17 protein-coding genes are annotated in these 18,720 nt (G+C 70.5%); 13 read left to right on the top strand and 4 right to left on the bottom strand.

The genetic code is table 11. The features are described from left to right. Nucleotides 1-16: 16 nt before the first annotated feature. On the top strand, nt 17-814 hold the full coding sequence (gene map, locus ACWDUD_RS10830; protein WP_450109308.1) for a type I methionyl aminopeptidase: 798 nt from the start codon (nt 17-19) through the stop codon (nt 812-814). A gap of 87 nt (nt 815-901) precedes the next feature. Here map and dtd read toward each other — a convergent pair whose 3' ends face one another. Further along, complete coding sequence (gene dtd / locus ACWDUD_RS10835; RefSeq protein ID WP_197257039.1) at nt 902-1,339, bottom strand: D-aminoacyl-tRNA deacylase; 438 nt, start codon at nt 1,337-1,339, stop codon at nt 902-904. 172 nt (nt 1,340-1,511) lie between these two features. On the opposite strand from dtd, the gene infA reads away from it, so the two are divergent. The 9 genes from infA (at nt 1,512) to ACWDUD_RS10880 (ending at nt 6,877) form a co-directional block, all read left to right on the top strand. After that, on the top strand, nt 1,512-1,733 hold the full coding sequence (gene infA, locus ACWDUD_RS10840; RefSeq protein ID WP_003418601.1) for a translation initiation factor IF-1: 222 nt from the start codon (nt 1,512-1,514) through the stop codon (nt 1,731-1,733). A gap of 92 nt (nt 1,734-1,825) precedes the next feature. Continuing rightward, nucleotides 1,826-1,939: a 50S ribosomal protein L36 gene (rpmJ, locus tag ACWDUD_RS10845; RefSeq protein ID WP_003938068.1), complete on the top strand. Its 114-nt coding sequence runs from the start codon at nt 1,826-1,828 to the stop codon at nt 1,937-1,939. A gap of 227 nt (nt 1,940-2,166) precedes the next feature. Continuing rightward, on the top strand, nt 2,167-2,535 hold the full coding sequence (gene rpsM / locus ACWDUD_RS10850; RefSeq protein WP_197257037.1) for a 30S ribosomal protein S13: 369 nt from the start codon (nt 2,167-2,169) through the stop codon (nt 2,533-2,535). Beyond that, nucleotides 2,535-2,948, top strand: a complete 414-nt coding sequence (rpsK, locus tag ACWDUD_RS10855) for a 30S ribosomal protein S11 (RefSeq protein ID WP_006554585.1) — start codon at nt 2,535-2,537, stop codon at nt 2,946-2,948. The genes rpsM and rpsK overlap by 1 nt, the downstream gene beginning before the upstream one ends. A gap of 24 nt (nt 2,949-2,972) precedes the next feature. Continuing rightward, nucleotides 2,973-3,578 (top strand): 30S ribosomal protein S4, encoded by a 606-nt coding sequence (rpsD, locus tag ACWDUD_RS10860; RefSeq protein ID WP_197257035.1) that lies wholly within the window; start codon nt 2,973-2,975, stop codon nt 3,576-3,578. A gap of 112 nt (nt 3,579-3,690) precedes the next feature. Next, entirely contained in the window at nt 3,691-4,752 is a 1,062-nt protein-coding gene (locus ACWDUD_RS10865) for a DNA-directed RNA polymerase subunit alpha (protein ID WP_197257027.1), read from the top strand. Between the two features lie 30 nt (nt 4,753-4,782). Next, nucleotides 4,783-5,325 (top strand): 50S ribosomal protein L17, encoded by a 543-nt coding sequence (rplQ, locus tag ACWDUD_RS10870; RefSeq protein ID WP_197257025.1) that lies wholly within the window; start codon nt 4,783-4,785, stop codon nt 5,323-5,325. Nucleotides 5,326-5,330: 5 nt separating this feature from the next. Then, a complete protein-coding gene (truA, locus tag ACWDUD_RS10875; RefSeq protein ID WP_231611645.1) occupies nt 5,331-6,230 on the top strand; it encodes a tRNA pseudouridine(38-40) synthase TruA in 900 nt (299 codons plus the stop codon). Nucleotides 6,231-6,310: 80 nt separating this feature from the next. Beyond that, a complete protein-coding gene (locus ACWDUD_RS10880; protein ID WP_450109309.1) occupies nt 6,311-6,877 on the top strand; it encodes an NADPH-dependent FMN reductase in 567 nt (188 codons plus the stop codon). 19 nt (nt 6,878-6,896) lie between these two features. Here the strand turns inward: ACWDUD_RS10880 and eccE are convergent, their stop codons facing one another. Further along, nucleotides 6,897-8,519, bottom strand: coding sequence for a type VII secretion protein EccE (eccE, locus tag ACWDUD_RS10885; protein WP_450109310.1), 1,623 nt, complete (start codon nt 8,517-8,519; stop codon nt 6,897-6,899). 107 nt (nt 8,520-8,626) lie between these two features. Between eccE and eccB the strand changes: the two genes are divergently transcribed. Continuing rightward, on the top strand, nt 8,627-10,078 hold the full coding sequence (eccB, locus tag ACWDUD_RS10890; RefSeq protein ID WP_450109311.1) for a type VII secretion protein EccB: 1,452 nt from the start codon (nt 8,627-8,629) through the stop codon (nt 10,076-10,078). 27 nt (nt 10,079-10,105) lie between these two features. Here the strand turns inward: eccB and mycP are convergent, their stop codons facing one another. Continuing rightward, entirely contained in the window at nt 10,106-11,425 is a 1,320-nt protein-coding gene (gene mycP / locus ACWDUD_RS10895; RefSeq protein ID WP_450109363.1) for a type VII secretion-associated serine protease mycosin, read from the bottom strand. A 49-nt stretch (nt 11,426-11,474) separates the two neighbouring features. After that, a complete protein-coding gene (eccD, locus tag ACWDUD_RS10900; protein ID WP_450109312.1) occupies nt 11,475-12,950 on the bottom strand; it encodes a type VII secretion integral membrane protein EccD in 1,476 nt (491 codons plus the stop codon). A 202-nt stretch (nt 12,951-13,152) separates the two neighbouring features. On the opposite strand from eccD, the gene eccCa reads away from it, so the two are divergent. Together eccCa and ACWDUD_RS10910 are read left to right on the top strand one after the other, a co-directional pair. After that, complete coding sequence (eccCa, locus tag ACWDUD_RS10905; protein WP_450109313.1) at nt 13,153-17,172, top strand: type VII secretion protein EccCa; 4,020 nt, start codon at nt 13,153-13,155, stop codon at nt 17,170-17,172. Next, on the top strand, nt 17,169-18,629 hold the full coding sequence (locus ACWDUD_RS10910) for a type VII secretion-associated protein (protein WP_450109314.1): 1,461 nt from the start codon (nt 17,169-17,171) through the stop codon (nt 18,627-18,629). The genes eccCa and ACWDUD_RS10910 overlap by 4 nt, the downstream gene beginning before the upstream one ends. Nucleotides 18,630-18,720 lie beyond the last annotated feature (91 nt).

An 18,720-nucleotide genomic window follows, 5' to 3' on the forward strand; every position in this document is an offset into this window, starting at 1 on the left:
GACCGAGGAGTTCGACATGGGTTTCGGGCGCAAGCGCAAGGTCGTCCCGTTCCGCACGTCCGGTGAACTGGACGCGATGGCGGCTGCGGGCGCGATCGTCGGGGCCGCGCTCGTCGCGGTGCGCGACGCCGCGAAGCCCGGTGTCAGCACCCTCGAGCTCGACCGGGTGGCGGAGGCGGTCATTCGCGATGCGGGGGCCGTCCCGTCGTTCCTGGGCTACCACGGGTTCACCGGTTCGATCTGCTCGTCGGTGAACGACCGCGTCGTCCACGGCATCCCGTCCGCCGACGACATCCTCGCCGAGGGCGACCTCGTGTCCATCGACTGCGGGGCGATCCTCGACGGATGGCACGGCGATTCGGCGTGGACGTTCGGCGTCGGTGAGCTGTCGCAGGCCGACGCCGATCTGAGCGAGGCGACGCGGCTGTCGATGGAGGCCGGCATCGCCGCGATGCTTCCCGACAACCGGCTCACCGACGTCTCGCACGCGATCGAACTCGGCACCCACGCCGCGGAGAAACTGCACGGCCGCAGCTACGGGATCGTCGACGGATACGGCGGTCACGGCATCGGCCGCGAAATGCACATGGACCCGTTCCTTCCGAACGAGGGCGCGCCCGGCAAGGGTCCGCGTCTGGTCGTCGGATCGGTGCTCGCGATCGAGCCGATGCTCACGCTCGGCACGTACGACACCGAAGTGCTCGAGGACAAGTGGACCGTCGTGACCACCGACGGCAGCCGGGCCGCGCACTGGGAGCACACCGTCGCGGTCACCGGGGACGGGCCGCGCATCCTCACGCTCCGACCCGAGTAATCGCAGACCCCTGCTTTTCCGAGCGAATGTACCGTTCGATCGGTTGAAGGAGACGAACGGTACATTCGCTCGGATGGGGGAGGCGGCTCACACCTCGAGCAGGAGGGTCACCGGGCCGTCGTTGACGAGGCTCACCTCCATGTGCGCGCCGAACACTCCGGTGGCGACCTCGGCTCCGAGAGCGCGCAGGGCTGCGACGAACTCGTCGACGAGAGGTTCGGCGACCGGACGCGGTGCCGCCGCCGACCACGACGGGCGCCGGCTCTTCCGGGTGTCGGCCATCAGCGTGAACTGGCTGACGACCAGCAGCGGAGCACCCAGATCGGACGCGGATCTCTCGTCCTCGAGGATCCGCATCGTCCACACCTTCCGGGCCAGGGTCGCGGCCTTCGCGGCGTCGTCGTCGTGTGTGACGCCGACGAGAACGAGCAGTCCGTGTCCGCCTTCGGCGGGGGAGATGCGCGCGACCTCGGTGCCGTCCACCGACACCGCCGCCGTCGTGACCCGTTGAACCAGTGCCCGCACCCGCGGTCCTCCTCATGTCGGCTTATTTGGCCAGGTGGGAAACTTCCCGTACGATTGATCGGTGGTGCGCTCTGCGCTCCGGTGATCGGCTTGCCCGTGAACCGGGACTCGCCGAGCGTCACGGTATCGGATGCCGATGCAACCACACACCGAACGACGGATCGCGGAGGATATGGCTAAGAAAGACGGGGCAATCGAGGTCGAAGGCCGTGTTGTCGAACCGTTGCCCAATGCGATGTTCCGCATTGAGCTCGAGAACGGTCACAAGGTCTTGGCTCACATCAGTGGCAAGATGCGCCAGCACTACATTCGCATCCTGCCCGAGGACCGGGTTGTCGTGGAGCTCTCCCCCTACGACCTGTCGCGCGGACGCATCGTCTACCGCTACAAGTAAGAGCTTCCCCGGCTACACGGTCGGGGAGAACCATGTCTTCGACACGGTCTTTTGCCGTGTCCGGGGGCGTACATACAGGAGATCGGACGCACGTGAAGGTTCAGCCTAGCGTCAAGAAGATCTGCGAGAAGTGCAAGGTGATCCGCCGCAACGGCCGGGTCATGGTGATCTGCGAGAACCTGCGTCACAAGCAGCGTCAGGGCTAGATCGACTCTTCTTCGCGAAGATCGGCTTGGCAACAAGCAGCTCGGCAACGAGCACGAAGACCTTCCAGCACCAGTCGCACGGTTACGATTCCCGATTCGTCGGGAAGCTGTGCGATCAACCCCCGGTTCGGAGGCCGGGGCCCCACTGTGTTTGTCGACACACAGTTTCTTCGACGCAGGGGACGGGCTGGGAGCAGACCTCCGCACACCGAAAAGGAATGCCACTCATGGCACGTCTCGCAGGTGTCGATCTTCCCCGCGAAAAGCGGATGGAGATCGCACTGACCTACATCTACGGCATCGGCCGTACCCGCTCCAAGGAGATCCTGGCGGCAACCGGCGTGAGCCCGGACCTGCGCAGCAAGGACCTCTCGGACGAGGACCTGGCGAAGCTCCGCGAGTACATCGAGGAGTCCTACAAGGTCGAGGGTGACCTCCGCCGCGAGGTCCAGGCGGACATCCGCCGCAAGATCGAGATCGGCTGCTACCAGGGCCTGCGACACCGTCGTGGTCTGCCCGTGCGTGGACAGCGCACCAAGACCAACGCCCGCACCCGTAAGGGTCCGAAGCGCACCGTCGCAGGAAAGAAGAAGTAATGCCTCCCAAGTCACGCAGCACCGGTCCGAAGAAGACCCAGAAGGCACGGCGCAGGGACAAGAAGAACGTTCCGCACGGCGCTGCTCACATCAAGAGCACCTTCAACAACACGATCGTGTCCATCACGGACCCGCAGGGCAACGTGATCTCGTGGGCGTCCTCCGGCCACGTCGGCTTCAAGGGCTCGCGCAAGTCGACCCCGTTCGCCGCGCAGCTCGCCGCCGAGAACGCCGCCCGCAAGGCGCAGGAGCACGGTGTCAAGAAGGTCGACGTCTTCGTGAAGGGCCCGGGCTCGGGCCGCGAGACGGCGATCCGTTCCCTCCAGGCCGCGGGCCTCGAGGTCGGCACCATCTCCGACGTCACCCCCCAGCCGCACAACGGCTGCCGTCCGCCCAAGCGGCGTCGGGTCTAACGGGAAAGGAATAGGTACTAGAAAATGGCACGTTATACCGGTCCCGTTACCCGCAAGTCGCGTCGTCTCCGTGTCGACCTCGTCGGAGGCGACCAGGCGTTCGAGCGTCGCCCCTACCCGCCGGGCCAGCACGGCCGCGCGCGGATCAAGGAGAGCGAATACCTGCTCCAGCTGCAGGAGAAGCAGAAGGCCCGCTTCTCCTACGGCATCATGGAGAAGCAGTTCCGCCGTTACTACGAGGAAGCCGCCTCCCGTCCCGGTAAGACCGGTGAGGTTCTGCTGACCATCCTCGAGTCGCGTCTGGACAACGTCGTCTACCGTGCCGGCCTCGCCCGCACGCGTCGCCAGGCACGTCAGCTCGTCACGCACGGCCACTTCCTGGTGAACGGCAAGAAGGTCGACATCCCGAGCTACCGCGTCTCCCAGTACGACATCATCGATGTCCGCGAGAAGTCGCTGAGCACGCTGCCGTTCCAGGTCGCCCGCGAGACCCTGGGCGAGCGCCCGGTTCCGGGTTGGCTGCAGGTCGTCGGTTCGCGTCTGCGGGTGCTGGTCCACCAGCTCCCCGAGCGCGCGCAGATCGACATCCCGCTGCAGGAACAGCTGATCGTCGAGTACTACTCGAAGTAAGGCGCACATGCGCTGCGGTGTTCTTCCGACCCGGATTCTTCGGGGTCACGGCCGGGAGAACACCGCATCCCACGAGGGCGTCATATAGCGGACGCCCACAAGGAGGCAACTCATGCTCATTTCGCAGCGACCCACGCTGACCGAAGAAGTCATCGCCGACAACCGCTCGAAGTTCGTCATCGAGCCGCTCGAGCCTGGCTTCGGGTACACCCTCGGCAACTCGCTTCGTCGCACCCTGCTGTCCTCGATCCCGGGCGCGGCCGTCACCAGCATCCGCATCGACGGCGTGCTCCACGAGTTCACCACCGTCCCCGGTGTGAAGGAGGATGTCACCGACATCATCCTGAATCTCAAGGGCCTCGTGGTGTCCTCGGACGAGGACGAGCCGGTCACCATGTACGTCCGCAAGCAGGGCCCCGGCACCGTGACCGCGGCTGACATCGTGCCCCCGGCCGGTGTCACCGTCCACAACCCGGACCTGCACATCGCCACCCTGAACGACAAGGGCAAGCTGGAGATCGAGCTCGTCGTCGAGCGCGGTCGCGGCTACGTCCCGGCCGTGCAGAACAAGGCGTCCGGCGCCGAGATCGGCCGTATCCCGGTCGACTCGATCTACTCGCCGGTGCTCAAGGTGACGTACAAGGTGGAGGCGACCCGCGTCGAGCAGCGCACCGACTTCGATCGGCTGATTCTCGACGTGGAGACCAAGAACTCGATCACCGCGCGGGACGCGCTCGCTTCGGCGGGCAAGACCCTGGTGGAGCTCTTCGGTCTGGCTCGTGAGCTGAACGTCGAAGCAGAAGGCATCGAGATCGGTCCCTCGCCCGCCGAGGCCGACCACATCGCCTCCTTCGGACTTCCCATCGAGGATCTGGACCTGACGGTCCGGTCCTACAACTGCCTCAAGCGCGAAGGTGTCCACACCGTCGGCGAGCTCGTGGCACGCACGGAGTCCGACCTGCTCGACATCCGCAACTTCGGTCAGAAGTCCATCGACGAGGTCAAGGTCAAGCTGCACTCGCTCGGCCTGTCGCTCAAGGACAGCCCTGCATCGTTCGACCCGAGCACCGTGGCCGGCTACGACGCCGCGACCGGTACCTGGAGCGACACCGATGCCGGTTCCTTCGGCGACACCGACGGCAACGAGGACTACGCCGAGACCGAGCAGCTGTAGCAGCTCACGGTCCGTTACTAGGAGAAAATCATGCCCAAGCCCAAGAAGGGCGCCCGCTTCGGCGGGTCGGCCTCGCACCAGAAGGCGATCATGGCCAACCTGGCCACCGCCCTCTTCGAGCACGGCCGCATCACCACCACCGAGGCCAAGGCCAAGGCTCTGCGTCCCTACGCGGAGAAGCTCGTCACGCACGCGAAGACCGGCACGCTGGCCTCGCGTCGTGAGGTGCTGAAGGTCATCCGCAACAAGGACGTCGTGCACGCCCTGTTCGCGGAGATCGGTCCGTTCTACGAGGACCGCAACGGCGGCTACACCCGCATCATCAAGACCGTCCCCCGCAAGGGCGACAACGCTCCGATGGCGATCATCGAGCTCGTCAAGGAGAAGACGGTCACCTCCGAGGCCGATCGCGCTCGCCGCGTCGCCGCCTCGCAGGCTGCCGAGGAGAACGTCGTCGAGGCTGTCGAAGCCGACGCGACCGACGCCGAGGTCGAGAACGCGGACGCCGTCGTCGAGGGTATCGAGGACAGCACCGCGACGGCCGCCGACGCCGACGAGGCCAAGAAGGACTAGTCCACTTGGTTTCGGCATCCGCTGATGCGAACGAACCCGTCGTCCCCTCGGGGGACGGCGGGTTCTCCGCATCCGAGCCCGGGGACATCACCCGGCTGCGACTCGACATCGCCTACGACGGCACCGACTTCTCCGGCTGGGCCCGGCAGCCCGGCCTGCGCACCGTGTGCGGAGAGATCGAGGAGAAACTCTCCGCGATCGTGCGCACCCCCGTCCTGCTGACGGTCGCCGGGCGCACCGACGCCGGCGTGCACGCCTCCGGGCAGGTCGCCCACGTCGACGTGCCCACCTCCGCCCTGCCCGACGACCCGTCCCGCTGGGTGCGGCGCCTCGCCCGCTTCCTGCCCAAGGACGTGCGGGTGACCGCGATCTCGATCGCCCCCGAACACTTCGACGCCCGGTTCTCGGCGATCCGGCGGCACTACGAGTACCGCGTCACCACCGCCGTGTACGGGGCGGAGCCGCTGCGCGCCCGCGACACCGTCGCGTGGCCGAAGGCCGTCGACCTCGACGCGATGCAGCGGGCGTCGGCGTCGCTGCTCGGCCTGCACGACTTCGCGGCGTTCTGCAAGCGCCGCGAGGGCGCGACCACCGTCCGCGAACTGCAGCGCTACGAGTGGACCCGGGACGGTGACATCCTCACCGCGCACGTGAGCGCCGACGCGTTCTGCTGGTCGATGGTGCGCAGCCTCGTCGGCGCGGCCCTCGCGGTGGGTGAAGGCCGGCGGACCGTCGAATGGATGACCGGTCTGCTCGACGAACGCGAACGCGCGGCGTCGGTCGCGGTCGCGCCGGCGCACGGCCTGTCGCTCGTCGGGGTGGACTATCCCGCCGACGAGGACCTCGCCGCCCGGAACGCGGCGACCCGCGAGGTGCGCGGCCCGATCGCTCCGGGGTGCTGCTAGGGGGCTTCGCCCCGGTGTGTCGTTGTGGCGGTTGGGGCCGCCACAAAGGCACACGGCCTACCGGGTGGTTGGATACAGCCATGGACGGGACCGAGCCGATCAAGCTGGACATCATCGTGGCGAGCGTGCGCGCGGGACGTGTCGCTCCTGTCGTCGCGAACTGGTTCGCGGACACCGCGCGCCGGCGATCCGAATTCGACGTCGGGATCCTCGATCTCGCCGACACCCCGCTGCCGCAGGATCTGTCCGGGGGAGCCGGGGCCGAGGCGTTCACCCGCCGGATCGGTGCCGCCGAGGCGTTCGTGATCGTCACCTCCGAGTACAACCACGGCTATCCGGCGTCGCTCAAGACCGCGATCGACACCGTCAAACACGAATGGCGCACCAAGCCGGTCGGATTCGTCGCCTACGGCGGGCTGTCCGGAGGGCTGCGGGCCGTCGAGCAACTCCGTCAGGTGCTGATCGAGGTGCACATGGTGCCGGTCCGCGAATCCGTGAGCTTCCACCGCGTCAAGCACGCGTTCGCCGCCGACGGCAGCACCTCCGACGGTGCCGCGATCGATGCGGCCGAACGGATGCTCGACGAGATCGCCTGGTGGGCGCGCACCGTGCGGGCCGGGCGGAAGACCGAACCCTATCCGGGCTGACACGCCCTGATCGGCGACCTCAGCGCGCGGTCGCGGGTTCGGCCGTGCGAGGCCGGCCGATGTGCGCGGTTTCGGCGGCGATGGTCACCAGCGTCAACGCGGTGCGTTGCGAGCCGGCGGTGAGAACCACCCGGTTGCCCACGGCACCCGGCTGCACGAGTGTCAGATCGGGACGCTCGCGCGGCCACTGATCCGGATGGGTGTGCACGTGCAGTGCGGTGACGTGCGGCGGCACGGTCGCCGGTCGCACGCCGTCGTAGACGACCGTGTCGAACTCGACGTCGCCCGGATGACGGCCCGCCAGACGCAGCCGATCCGGACCGGCCGCGCCGTCGAGCAGCGGCTGCCACGCGTGCGGGCGGTCGGTGTGGACGACGACCCGGGCGCCGACCGCGACCGCCCGGAACACGATCTGCAGGGCCAGATACAGTTCCCCGGCCACGTGCACCGAGCGCACGCCCGCCCCCGTCAGCCGCGCGGCGACCGCCTTCCCGGACTCGTCGGATCCGATGAGCTGGCCGCATCCGGCAACCGGCAGCGTCAGCGCGTCGAGATCCGCGGTCGTCAGGGAGCGCAGCATCGTCAGATTCTCGAGTCCCGGCACGGCGAGCGGCAACGCGGCCACGAGAGCGGCACGGTCGCGGCCCCGCACCGGACGCAACCCCGGCGCGGCGAGCGGCTCGGCGGAGCGTGTCGTGGTTCGCACGAGTGCACCGGCCCGGAACCGGTCCGGTGTCGAACCCGGCCGCAGCCGCACCGTCACGGTGGACGACAGCGACGGAAGGGACCAGAACCCGGTCAACGTCGCACGTTCGAGCCGGCGCGCCTCGACGACTCCGCCGCTGTCGAATCCGCCGGGCAACGGGACGTTCCGCCAGTGCCTTTCGAGCTCGGCGGGATCGACACCCCGGGTGATGCGCGCGACCGCGGCATCGATCTCGGAAGAACCGAGAATCCGTGTGCGCAGACCGGATTCACCCAGGATCCGCGCGAGTCGTTGCGCCGCGACCGTGATCGTCCGGGCGGCCCCTTCGGCGCCGCCGCCGCGCCGCGTGACGGCGTCGCGGCACCGGGACACGTCGAGCCGCAACGCAAGTCGTACCGTGCACACCGACGCGGCCGGGAGCGGCCCGACGAGCTGTGCGTAGACCCGGCCGGCCGGCGTCGTGTCGAGGACGCGCCGACCGTGCGCGACGACGTCGATCGCGTCGAGGGCGACGTCGTGGTGCGACAGGCCCCGCGCGATCGCCGCGAGCGGCAGCACCCGGCCCGGCGCGGCACGATCGCGGTCGAGGCGAGCGCTGTCGGCAGGCGGGGGAAGAACTTCGAGTACCGCGCTCAGGCAGCTTCCGTCCCGGATCAGTCCGATACGGTCGGATCCGAGGGGGTGATCGACCGGTCGCCCCGGCCGCCGGTATCGCCCGGTGAAGTACAGCCACAGCACCACCGCGAGGTCGGGCACACCGCGACCGCGGATGCGCACGAGTACCACCGCGGCGACGCACACCGCGACGGCGGCGGCGATCGCCACGGGTGCACCGGCCGCCGCCACGGCCACCCACGTCGCCGCGGCGACACACTGGGCGACGACGAGCCGCACGAGGCCCGTCCCTTGTGCCCGTGCGGATTCCACTCGGTCCATCGCTGTTCCCCCGACTCCGGTCGAGGCGGACCGCAGGGCCCACCCGACATTCCCCGAGCGAACTGTACTGTGTGGCGGCAGGGGGCGTGCGGTACGGGGGAGGAAGCATGGCAGCGCAACCCACCACACGGTGGCAGGTCAGCGGTTACCGATTCCTGGTGCGGCGCATGGAGCATGCGCTGGTCCGCCGGGACGTGCGGATGATCGGCGACCCGATGCGTTCGCAGGCGCGGGCACTCGCGGTCGGCGCCGTCGTTGCCTGTCTCGTTCTCGCCGGGTGCGCGGCGCTGGCGCTGTTCCGGCCACAGGACAAGATCGGCAACGCCGCCGTCGTGATCGGCCGCGACTCCGGGGCGATGTTCGTCGCCGTCGACGGTGCGTTCCATCCGGTGCTCAACCTCGCATCCGCGCGCCTCGTGCTGGGCAATGCGGCCGAACCGGTGGTGGTCGCGGACGAGGAGTTCGCGACGCGTCCGCGCGGCCCGCTCGTCGGCATCCCCGGGGCCCCGTCCGCCCTGACGCACCGCTCCGGCGACGAACCGTGGACCGTGTGCGACACGGTGGAGACCGGAAACCGTTCGACGACAACCACTCTCGTCGTCGGAACACCCGAGTTCGGTGATCGGATCGGCGTCCTCGACGGTGAAGCACTGCTCGTCGCCGCCGGAGGAACGCACTACCTGATCTACGACGGGACGCGAGCGGAAATCGACCTGCACGACCGCGCACTGACCCGCGTGCTCGGCATCGACGAGACGATGGTGCGCCCGGCCGGGGCCGGACTGATCGAGGCGATCCCGGAGGTGCCACGACTGACCGCACCCCTCATCGACGGGGCCGGCACCGAACCCGGTTATCCCATCGACGGACTGACGGTGGGCTCGGTGGTCGCGATGGCCGAGCCGGACGGCCGCCGCTACTACGTCGTGCTGCGTGACGGGGTACAGGAGGTGTCCGAGGCCACGGCCCAGATCATCCACTACTCGGATTCGCAAGGCGCCGCGGAGATTCCGATCGTCCCTCCGGATACGACCAACCAGGCGCCGACGGTGCACGAACTGGCGGTCGACACGTTCCCGCGGACCGTCCCGTCGATCGTCGACGCGGCCGACCGGCCCGTCGGCTGTCTGACGTGGCACCCCGTCGACGGTGCCGGCGAGCAGCGCCGCTCGGAACTGACGGTCTCCGCGGGTCGCGCACTGCCGATCCCGGAGGACGCCGTGCCGGTCGGGCTGGCCCAGGCCGACGGTCCGGGCCCGAACGCGGACACCGCATACGTGCCACCCGGGCGCGGCGCCTACGTGCAGAGCACCTCGATCGTTCCGGACGGCGACCGGCGCGGCTCGCTGTTCTACGTCGCGGACACCGGAGTGCGCTACGGCATCGTCGACGCCGAGTCCGCTGCCGCGCTGGGATTTCCGCAGACGCCGGCCCGCGCACCCTGGCAGATCCTGTCGCTGTTCGCGCCGGGACCGGCGCTGGGGCGCGCGGAGGCGCTCGTCGCCCACGACGGTGTCGCGCCCGACCCGCGACCCGCTCCGATGCGTCCTGCCGGATGAATCCGGCCGACACGAAAGATCGTTCGGTCAGGACGGGTGGCGGGTTCGGCGCCGCAACGGAATCGATGCGAGCACCGCGACCGCGAGCACCCCGCACACACCGCCGCCCGCCGCCACTGCGACAGTGCGCGGCCGGTGGTCCGGCGGTGGGACCGGCCGCGGCGGGTCGACCGGCACGGATGCCACGACCTCGGTCCGGGCGATGGGATCGGGGTCGGCGACCGCGGCGAGCGGGTCGATCACGCCGTGCCCGACCCGGGGATTCCAGCCTTCGGCGGGGGCGTGCGCGGTCGCCTCGATGCGCGCCGCCACGGCGCGGGCGTCGAGGTCGGGGTGGCGGGCACGCACCAGGGCGACCGTTGCCGCGACCAGCGGTGCCGCGAAACTCGTGCCCGCGATCGGCTGCGGTCCGTCCTGTCCCAGGTAGGCGTCGGTGAGCCCACCGGAGGTGGGATGCAACGACACCACGCCGCTGCCGGGCGCGGCCACGTCGACCCACGGCCCCGGCAGGCTGTACGACGACGGGGAGCCGTCCTCCTCGACCGATCCGACGGTGAGCACGTACTCGTCGTACCAGGCGGGCGACGCGATCGTGGTGATCGCGGACCACGGATCGCCGTCCGGTGCCAGCGGATCGACAGTGCCGGGATTCGATGAGCGGCACAGGTCTCCGGTGTTGCCGGCCGCCGCGACCACCACCGCGTCGTGGACGTCGGTCGCATACCGGACGGCGGCCCCGAGCGCGCGATCGTCGAGACCGTCCGCGGCCGCCACGCACGCGACCTCCGAGATGTTGATGACGGTCGCGCCCAGGTCGGCGGCGGTCCGCACCGCTGCCGCCATCGTGCGCACGTCCCCGTAGCCGGGGGAGTTGCGCGCGGTCGCGTCGTCGGGACGGTGGTTGCGGTCGGAGAAGTTCCGGCTGGACTGGCGGATCGCGATCACCTCGACATCCGGTGCGCCCCCGGCGAATCCCGAACCCGGCACCGGCTGTGCCGCGATGAGTCCCGCGACGAGGGTGCCGTGCGCATCGCAGTCGTCGGTGCCGTCTCCGGTGGAGACGTAGTCCCCGCGGGGGGACAGCTTCGGAAGTCGCGGATGCCGCGACACCCCGGTGTCGATCACCGCGACCTTCTGTCCGGCGCCGCGGGTGAGGGGCCAGACCGCCGCGAAGTTCAGGATGCGCTGGGCGGCAGGCGGGTGCGGAGCGTCCGCGGCGTCCCGCACCTGCGTGCACAGGTTGCGTTGTTCGGTCTCGTCCGGCGGCGCCGGCGCGGCGGCCGGCGGCAGCGCTCCCGCGTCGACGATCGGCGGTGCCGAGGTCGCGGGAGCGGCCGTGGCGAGCATCCCGGTGGCGACGAACGCGGCGGTCACGGACAGGGTGCGGGCCCGCACGTCAGATGCCGCGCACGGCGGAGTAGAGCCCGAGAACCCAGCAGGCCAGCGGGACGATCGTCGCCACGACGGCGTACTCGGTGATCTCGGCGAACCGGCGCTGCACCGGTGTGAAGGTGCGTCGAGGGGCGACGACCCCGAAGACCAGGGCCCCGACGAGCAGCACGCTCGCCGCCGAGAACAGCACGATGGGCGGCGCGGCATCGGTGATCGCTGCACCGGCGAGCAGCCCGAGCAGGACGAGGCCGCCGCCGAGCACCAGCGGCGCGGCCGTCTCCGCCCCGGCGTGGGTGCGACCGCGGAACATCAGCGCGATTCCCGAGGCGGCCGCGAGTGCGACACCCGGCCACTCGATTCCGTCACCTGCCCGGGGAATCGCCGCGCACCACGCACCCGCGACGGTCAGGACGACGACGGCATACACGAGGCCGGTGAGATAGGACCGGGCCAGGGCGGCACCGGCTTCGAGTTCGTCGAACGTCGGTGCCGGGTTCGTGTCGTCGGGGTCCGCGACCACCGGATCGAGGGACGTCCCGGGTGCCGGCACCGGTGGCAGCGGCAGCCGCGCGAGCATGATCGCGATCCGCGGCGCGAGCGTCCCGGCGAGCAACCCGGCCAGGACGAGACCGGCCCCGACCGAGGCCACCGGAACCTGAACGTACACCGCGACGGTCGACGCGATCGCGGTCACCGCCGCGACCGTCGCGACCGCGGTGAACGTCGCCGTCCCGACCGCGGCGAGGCGCAGGACCACCACGGCGACCGTCCCGGTGAGGACCGCACCGAGCAGCAGATGCGGGAGGTCGTAGTCCCCGGGTACGAGGAGCAACCCGGTCGCGAACGCGGCCGGGATCGCACACACCGAAAGCAGCAGCGCGACGGCACGGTCGCGGTAGACGCGGTGCAGGACGGCGGCCGCGGCGACGAGCAGCACGGTTGCGATCGCCGTCGCGGCGCCGGCGATCGCGCGCTCGGTCCCGGCCGGGGTCTGCAGCAGCGCCGCCGAACCCACGACGACGGCGAGGACCGCGACGACCGCGGCGACCGACTGCGCGGCCGGCGCCGACCAGCGGCGCAGGCGATCTCGGTCGGCGACCGCGACGTGATACATGACGTCGTCGAACAGCGGTGGCGGCGCGGGCGCGGCGGCGTTCTCGAGCACGAGCAGTTCACCGTCCCGGATGCCGTGTTCCTCGAGTGCGAGCGCACCGGACAGCGGCGCCCGGCCCAGCCGCGCGAGGGTCCACCGGTCGGGCTCCACCTGATCGGGGGTGGAGTCGAAATCGTTGTCGGTGCGGTGTGCCGCAACCAGATCCACGATCCCGGGTACGAGCAGCGCGACGGGTACACCCAGCGGCAGGGCCAGATCGACCTGGCTGTGCCGGGTCAGCACGGTGATCCGGCACAGGTCCGGAGCGCCGATGCCCCGGCTCGGTTCGGCGCCCGCGCGCGTCGGGTCGATGTGCGTAGCCGTCAACGATGTGTCCCCCCAGTCGCATCGAGTGTTCCGGTCCGGCGCGTCGAATTTCCCCTGCGGACGGACCGAACCCGCCGCAGACGATACGACATCCGAGGGACGGACGCCGGGCGCGGGGCGGGATGCGTTACCCTTCGTCGACCGTGGGACGGCGGGCGCGGGGGCGGCCGTGGGGGACGAAGGCGGTCGGGGGGAGTTTGCCGTGAGTACGGTGCGGTTCGTGCGCAGGGCCCGTCGGGAGGCACCGCGCATCCCGGGCGGTGAGGTGAGTCTGCAAGCGCCACCGGAGATTCCACGCGCGACCCCGGGTAACCTGCTGATGAAGTTGCTGCCGCTGGTGATGGTCGCCGCGATGATCGGCATGGTCGCGTTGATGTTCACCTCCGGGATGGCCCGCAACCCGATGTCGCTGATCTTCCCCGTCATGATGATGGTGTCGATGCTCGGGATGCTCGCCGGCGGCGGTCGTGGGGGTGGGGCGCGCAGCGCGGAGGCGAACGAGGATCGCAAGGACTATCTGCGGTACCTCGATCAGTTGCGCCGGGACGTGACCGACACCGGTGACCGGCAGCGCCGGGCACTCGAGTGGTCACACCCGGACCCGGCACTGGCCTGGACCCTCGCCGGAACGGTGCGCATGTGGGAACGGCGGGTGACGGATGCGGACTACTGCCATGTGCGCGTCGGCCTCGGCGGTCAACGACTCGCGACACGGCTGATCCCGCCCGAGACCGGTCCGGTCGAGGACCTCGAACCGATTGCGGCCGTGTCGTTGCGCCGGTTCGTGCGCACCCATTCGGTGGTGGCCGCGTTGCCGACCGCGGTGTCGTTGCGGGGTTTCCCCGTGGTCGCGATCGACGGTGACCGGGATGCCGCGCGGCGGCTCACCCGGGCGATGCTGGTGCAGCTGTGCACCTTTCACGGACCGGATGTGCTGCAGGTCGCGGTGGTGTGCGGCCCCGACACCGCGGCGGAGTGGGAATGGGTGAAATGGCTTCCCCACGCCCAGCATCCGGAGATGCGCGACGGAGCGGGAAGCGCGCGGACCGTGTTCGGTTCGATGCTCGAGCTCGAGACGGTCTTCGGACCGCAGCTGGCGATGCGCGGCCGTTTCGCGCGCAACGCCCCCGCGGTGGAGGGCGTGCCGCAGATCGTCGTCGTGGTCGACGGCGGCGTCCACGGGTCCGGTTCCGGTGTCTTCGGCGACGGCGGGATCGATTCGGTCGTGGTGCTCGATCTGTGCCGGTTCGTGCCTCGGCTCGCCGCGACCCGGGGGCTTCAATTGGTCATCGACGGCAGCGAGTCGGACGGCACGGAATCGGACGGCGGGAATCTGGGTGCCCGGGCGGGCAGCACGGTGGAGACGTTCGCGCGGGCGGACGGACTGAGCGTCGCGCAGGCACAGACCATGGCCCGGCGTCTGGCTCCCTACCGGATCTCCGCGATGACGGCCGGTGACAACGGAGGTGGCGACGAACGGCCGTCGACCTGGCAGGACCTGCTCGGTCTCGGCGATCCGGCGCAGTTCGACCCCGCCCGGGCCTGGGTGCCGCGGCGGGGCCGGGACCGGCTGCGGGTCCCCATCGGTGTGGGTGTCGACGGCGCCCCGGTCGAACTGGATCTGAAGGAAGCCGCGGAGAACGGCATGGGGCCGCACGGATTGTGCATCGGGGCCACGGGCTCCGGAAAATCGGAGTTTCTGCGAACACTCGTGCTGGGCCTGATCGCGACGCACGCACCCGACGCGTTGAACCTCGTGCTCGTCGACTTCAAGGGCGGCGCCACGTTCCTCGGTCTGGACCGGGCACCGCACGTGGCCGCCGTCATCACCAACCTCGCCGACGAACTGGCGATGGTGGACCGGATGAAGGACGCCCTCGAGGGCGAGATGAATCGCAGGCAGGAATTGCTCCGCGCTGCAGGCAATTTCGCGAACGTGGGGGACTACGAGCGGGCGCGGGCGTCGGGAGCGCCGCTGGCGCCGCTTCCCGCGCTGTTCATCGTCGTCGACGAGTTCTCCGAATTGCTCACCCAGCAACCGGATTTCGCTGATCTGTTCGCCGCCATCGGCCGGCTCGGCCGGTCGCTGCACATGCACCTGCTGCTCGCCAGCCAGCGCCTCGACGAGGGTAGGTTGCGCGGTCTCGACAGTCATCTGTCCTACCGGATCGGACTGAAGACGTTCTCGGCGAACGAATCCCGCAGTGTGCTCGGTGTGCCGGACGCCTACCACCTGCCGTCGTCGCCGGGCGCCGGTTATCTCAAGTGCGATTCCGCGGAGATCGTGCGGTTCGCCGCAGCCTACGTCTCCGGCCCCTACGAACCCGGCCGCGCCGCGCACCGGAACCCGGGCACCCGCGGACCCGATGCGGCCCGGCCCCGGCTGTTCACGGCGCGGGAGGTGCCCACCGAGCTGCCCCCGCCGATGCCGGTCCCCGACGCGACCGTCCCGGACCCGGTGCCGGACGGCCGCACGGTGCTCGACGTTCTCGTCGACCGGGTCCACGGCCGCGGCCTGCCCGCGCACGAGGTGTGGCTGCCGCCGCTCGACGAGTCACCGAGTCTCGACCGGATCGTGCCGCGGTCGCTGCTGACCGGTGAGACGCTGCGGCACGCCACCCTGCGCACCCCGATCGGCATCGTGGACCGGCCCTTCGATCAGCGCCGGGACCCGCTCGTCGTCGACCTGGCGGGCGCGGCGGGCAACGCCGTGGTGGTCGGTGGCCCCCGCTCCGGGAAATCGACGATGCTGCGCACCCTGATCATGTCGATGGCGATGACCCACACCGCCGAACAGGTCCAGTTCTACTGCCTGGACTTCGGTGGCGGCACACTCGCCGGGCTGGCGGGACTGCCGCACGTCGGCTCGGTCGCGGGCCGGCTCGACGCCGACCGGGTGCGCCGCACTGTCGCGGAGATGACCGGCTTGCTGCGGCGCCGCGAACGGATCTTCGCCGAATGGGGGATCGAGTCGATGGCACAGCTGCGCCGGCTGCGCGGCGACCGGCTCGTGGACACGTCCGCCGACCCCTTCGGCGACGTCTTCCTCGTCATCGACGGGTGGCCCAGCATCCGGAACGATTTCGAAGCCCTCGAGCATCCGATCGGCATCCTCGCGGCGCAGGGCCTGTCCTACGGGATCCATGTCGTGGTCTCCGCTCCACGCTGGGGGGATGTGCGGCCCGCGATGCGCGACCACCTCGGTACCCGCCTCGAACTGCGCCTCGGCGATCCGGCGGATTCGGAATTCGGCCGGAAGAAGGCGGAGACCGTCCCGGCGAACCGGCCCGGACGCGGCATCGACCGCGAGGGACTGCACGTGCTCTCGGCGCTGCCCCGCGTCGACGGCGGTTCCGATGCGGACGACCTCGGGGCGGCGGTGGCCGCCGCTGTGGACGCGATCTCGGCGGCGACGCCGGGTCGTCCGGCACCGCCGGTGCGGATGCTGCCGGAACTCGTCGAACACCGGGCGCTGCTCGCCGCACTTCCGGCCGGCACCCCCGCGTCGGCACACGCGCCGACGGCGGAGCGGCTGCGGATCCCGATCGGAATCGACGAGGCGGAGCTCGCGCCGGTGTGGCTCGACTTCGCGGAGAACCCCCACCTGCTGGTGTTCGGGGACTCCGGCTGCGGCAAGACCGCGCTGCTGCGGGGGATCTGCCGGGGCCTCATGGAATCGAACACCGGCGCCCAGGCCCGCATCGTCGTCGGCGACTACCGGCGCACCATGCTCGGTGTCGTCGAAGGCGATCATCTCGGGGGATACGCGCCGTCCGCGGCGGTGCTCGCCGCGATGGCCCGGGACCTGGCCGCGGTGTTCGAGAAGCGGCTGCCCGGCCCGGACACCACCCAGCAGCAGCTGCGGGACCGATCGTGGTGGACGGGGCCGGAGGTCTTCGTCGTCGTCGACGACTACGACATGGTCGCCACCTCGGGCCAGAATCCGCTGGCGCCGCTGGTCGAGTACCTGCCGCACGGGAAGGACATCGGTCTGCACCTCGTGATCGCCCGCCGCTCCGGCGGCGCGGGACGTGCGCTGTTCGAACCGGTGATCGGACGGCTGCGCGAGCTGTCGTCGGCGGGTCTGATCATGAGCGGAAACCGCGACGAAGGAGCACTTCTCGGCGCGATCCGGCCGAGCCGGATGCCGCCGGGACGGGGCATCATGGTGCAGCGCAGCGGCGAATCGCTCGTCCAGGTCGCGTGGGTTCCCGAACAGTGAGCCACCCCGACACGCTCGGCCTGCTCCTGGCGCCCGGCGGGGTCTTCGCGCGGTGGGCGGACGTCACGCTCGACTGTCCCGCGCTCGCCGCGGACATCGGCGACGGATTCGTGTTCGCGGAAGCGGCCGCGCGCCGCCCGTCCGAGACCCACCTCGACGTCGTCGCCCGGATCGGGGACCGGCCCGGCACCGAGGACGGCCCCGACCTGACCGGCGCACTGACCGGGCTGGTGCAGTACGCGGCGGCCGCGGTCTCCGCGCCCCCGGACGCCGGCACCGTCACGATGGTGTATCCGACTCGATGGAGCGAACGGCGCCGCGAGATCGCCCACACCGCAGCGCGAAACGTCGCCCGCAACGCCGTCCTCACCGCGGCGGCGGTCGCGGCGCGGCAGGCGGTGACCGCGTCGGCGGTGGAACGCTGTGTCGTCGTCGAGGTGGCGGACGGCGAGATCACCGCGTCGCTGCTCGGAGCGGCCCCGGCGTCGGACATGACGCCGCCCGTCGACCGCACCGCGGTGGACAGCCACCTCGGCGCCACGGATCTGGACACCGCGCACGGTTTCGCGCGCTTCGAGGAACTGATCGGCTCCGTCGCCGGTCCCGTCGATCCGGACGTCCTGATCGTCGCGGGTGTTCCGGGTGAACCATCCGGCGCAGCGCTGTGCGAGCAGATCCGCGAGCGGCTCGGCCGCGGCATCCGGGTCGTGCCGGTCGCCGCGTCGGAGATGCTCGCCGCTCTCACGGCCCCGCCCGCCGCGACGGTCCCGGTGTGCACCGTCCCGACGACGGCGCAGTGGCTGGCCGATGTGCGCGCGGCGGAACCGCCACCGCGTCCGCCGGCGCGAGGGTGGTGGGTTCTCGCCGCCGTCGTCGCGACCGTCGCTGTGGCCTGTGGGGTGCTCCTCGGGCGCGACGCGGGAACGATCGCTCCACCGGAGACCGACGCGGTCGCGGAGGAGGCCGGGAGTGCGGTGCCGACCGCGGCGGTGCCGTCGACGCGCGCGCCGTCGACCCGATTCGAACTGGGTCCGGTGCGCATCGAGTTACCCGAGCAGTGGCGGCTCCGGGACATCGGCGACACCGGCGACACCGGCGGTGCACGCACCGGTGGCGGACGCAGCGAACTCGTTCCCGGCGGCGGTGAGGACCGGCGGATCGTGGTGGTGCACAGCCGACTCCGGGACGGCATGGACGAGGCCGCGGTCGCTGCCGTGCTCGAACGCCGGGCTGCCGAACGCGGCGGGATCATCCGCGACCTCGACGCCGACACCACCTTCGGGGACCGGTCGGTCATCGCCTACACCGAAGTGCCCGAAGAGTTCTCGACGGTGCGCTGGTTCGTGGTCGTCGACCGTGGATGGCAGGTCGCGGTGGGCTGCCAGTTCCTGGTGGGGGAGTGGGCCGGGATCGGCAAGGAATGCGAGCAGGCCGTCCACACACTCGCGGTCGAGTAGCGCCGGAACATCCGGCCCGACGAGTTTTCGGTTCGAGGGGAACCGATCGGACACAGGTGACGTCCAACCAGGTGTAGGGCGCAATCCGGCC

The sequence above is a fragment of the Rhodococcus sp. NPDC003382 genome, assembly GCF_053589135.1.

Coding starts and splice junctions, on each gene's coding strand:
- infA (WP_003418601.1), top strand. CDS start 1,512: ATGGCTAAGAAAGACGGGGCAATCGAGGTCGAAGGCCGTGTTGTCGAA.
- ACWDUD_RS10880 (WP_450109309.1), top strand. CDS start 6,311: ATGGACGGGACCGAGCCGATCAAGCTGGACATCATCGTGGCGAGCGTG.
- map (WP_450109308.1), top strand. CDS start 17: ATGGGTTTCGGGCGCAAGCGCAAGGTCGTCCCGTTCCGCACGTCCGGT.
- ACWDUD_RS10865 (WP_197257027.1), top strand. CDS start 3,691: ATGCTCATTTCGCAGCGACCCACGCTGACCGAAGAAGTCATCGCCGAC.
- rpsM (WP_197257037.1), top strand. CDS start 2,167: ATGGCACGTCTCGCAGGTGTCGATCTTCCCCGCGAAAAGCGGATGGAG.
- rpsK (WP_006554585.1), top strand. CDS start 2,535: ATGCCTCCCAAGTCACGCAGCACCGGTCCGAAGAAGACCCAGAAGGCA.
- rplQ (WP_197257025.1), top strand. CDS start 4,783: ATGCCCAAGCCCAAGAAGGGCGCCCGCTTCGGCGGGTCGGCCTCGCAC.
- mycP (WP_450109363.1), bottom strand. CDS start 11,425: ATGCTCGCCACGGCCGCTCCCGCGACCTCGGCACCGCCGATCGTCGAC.
- rpsD (WP_197257035.1), top strand. CDS start 2,973: ATGGCACGTTATACCGGTCCCGTTACCCGCAAGTCGCGTCGTCTCCGT.
- eccE (WP_450109310.1), bottom strand. CDS start 8,519: ATGGACCGAGTGGAATCCGCACGGGCACAAGGGACGGGCCTCGTGCGG.
- eccB (WP_450109311.1), top strand. CDS start 8,627: ATGGCAGCGCAACCCACCACACGGTGGCAGGTCAGCGGTTACCGATTC.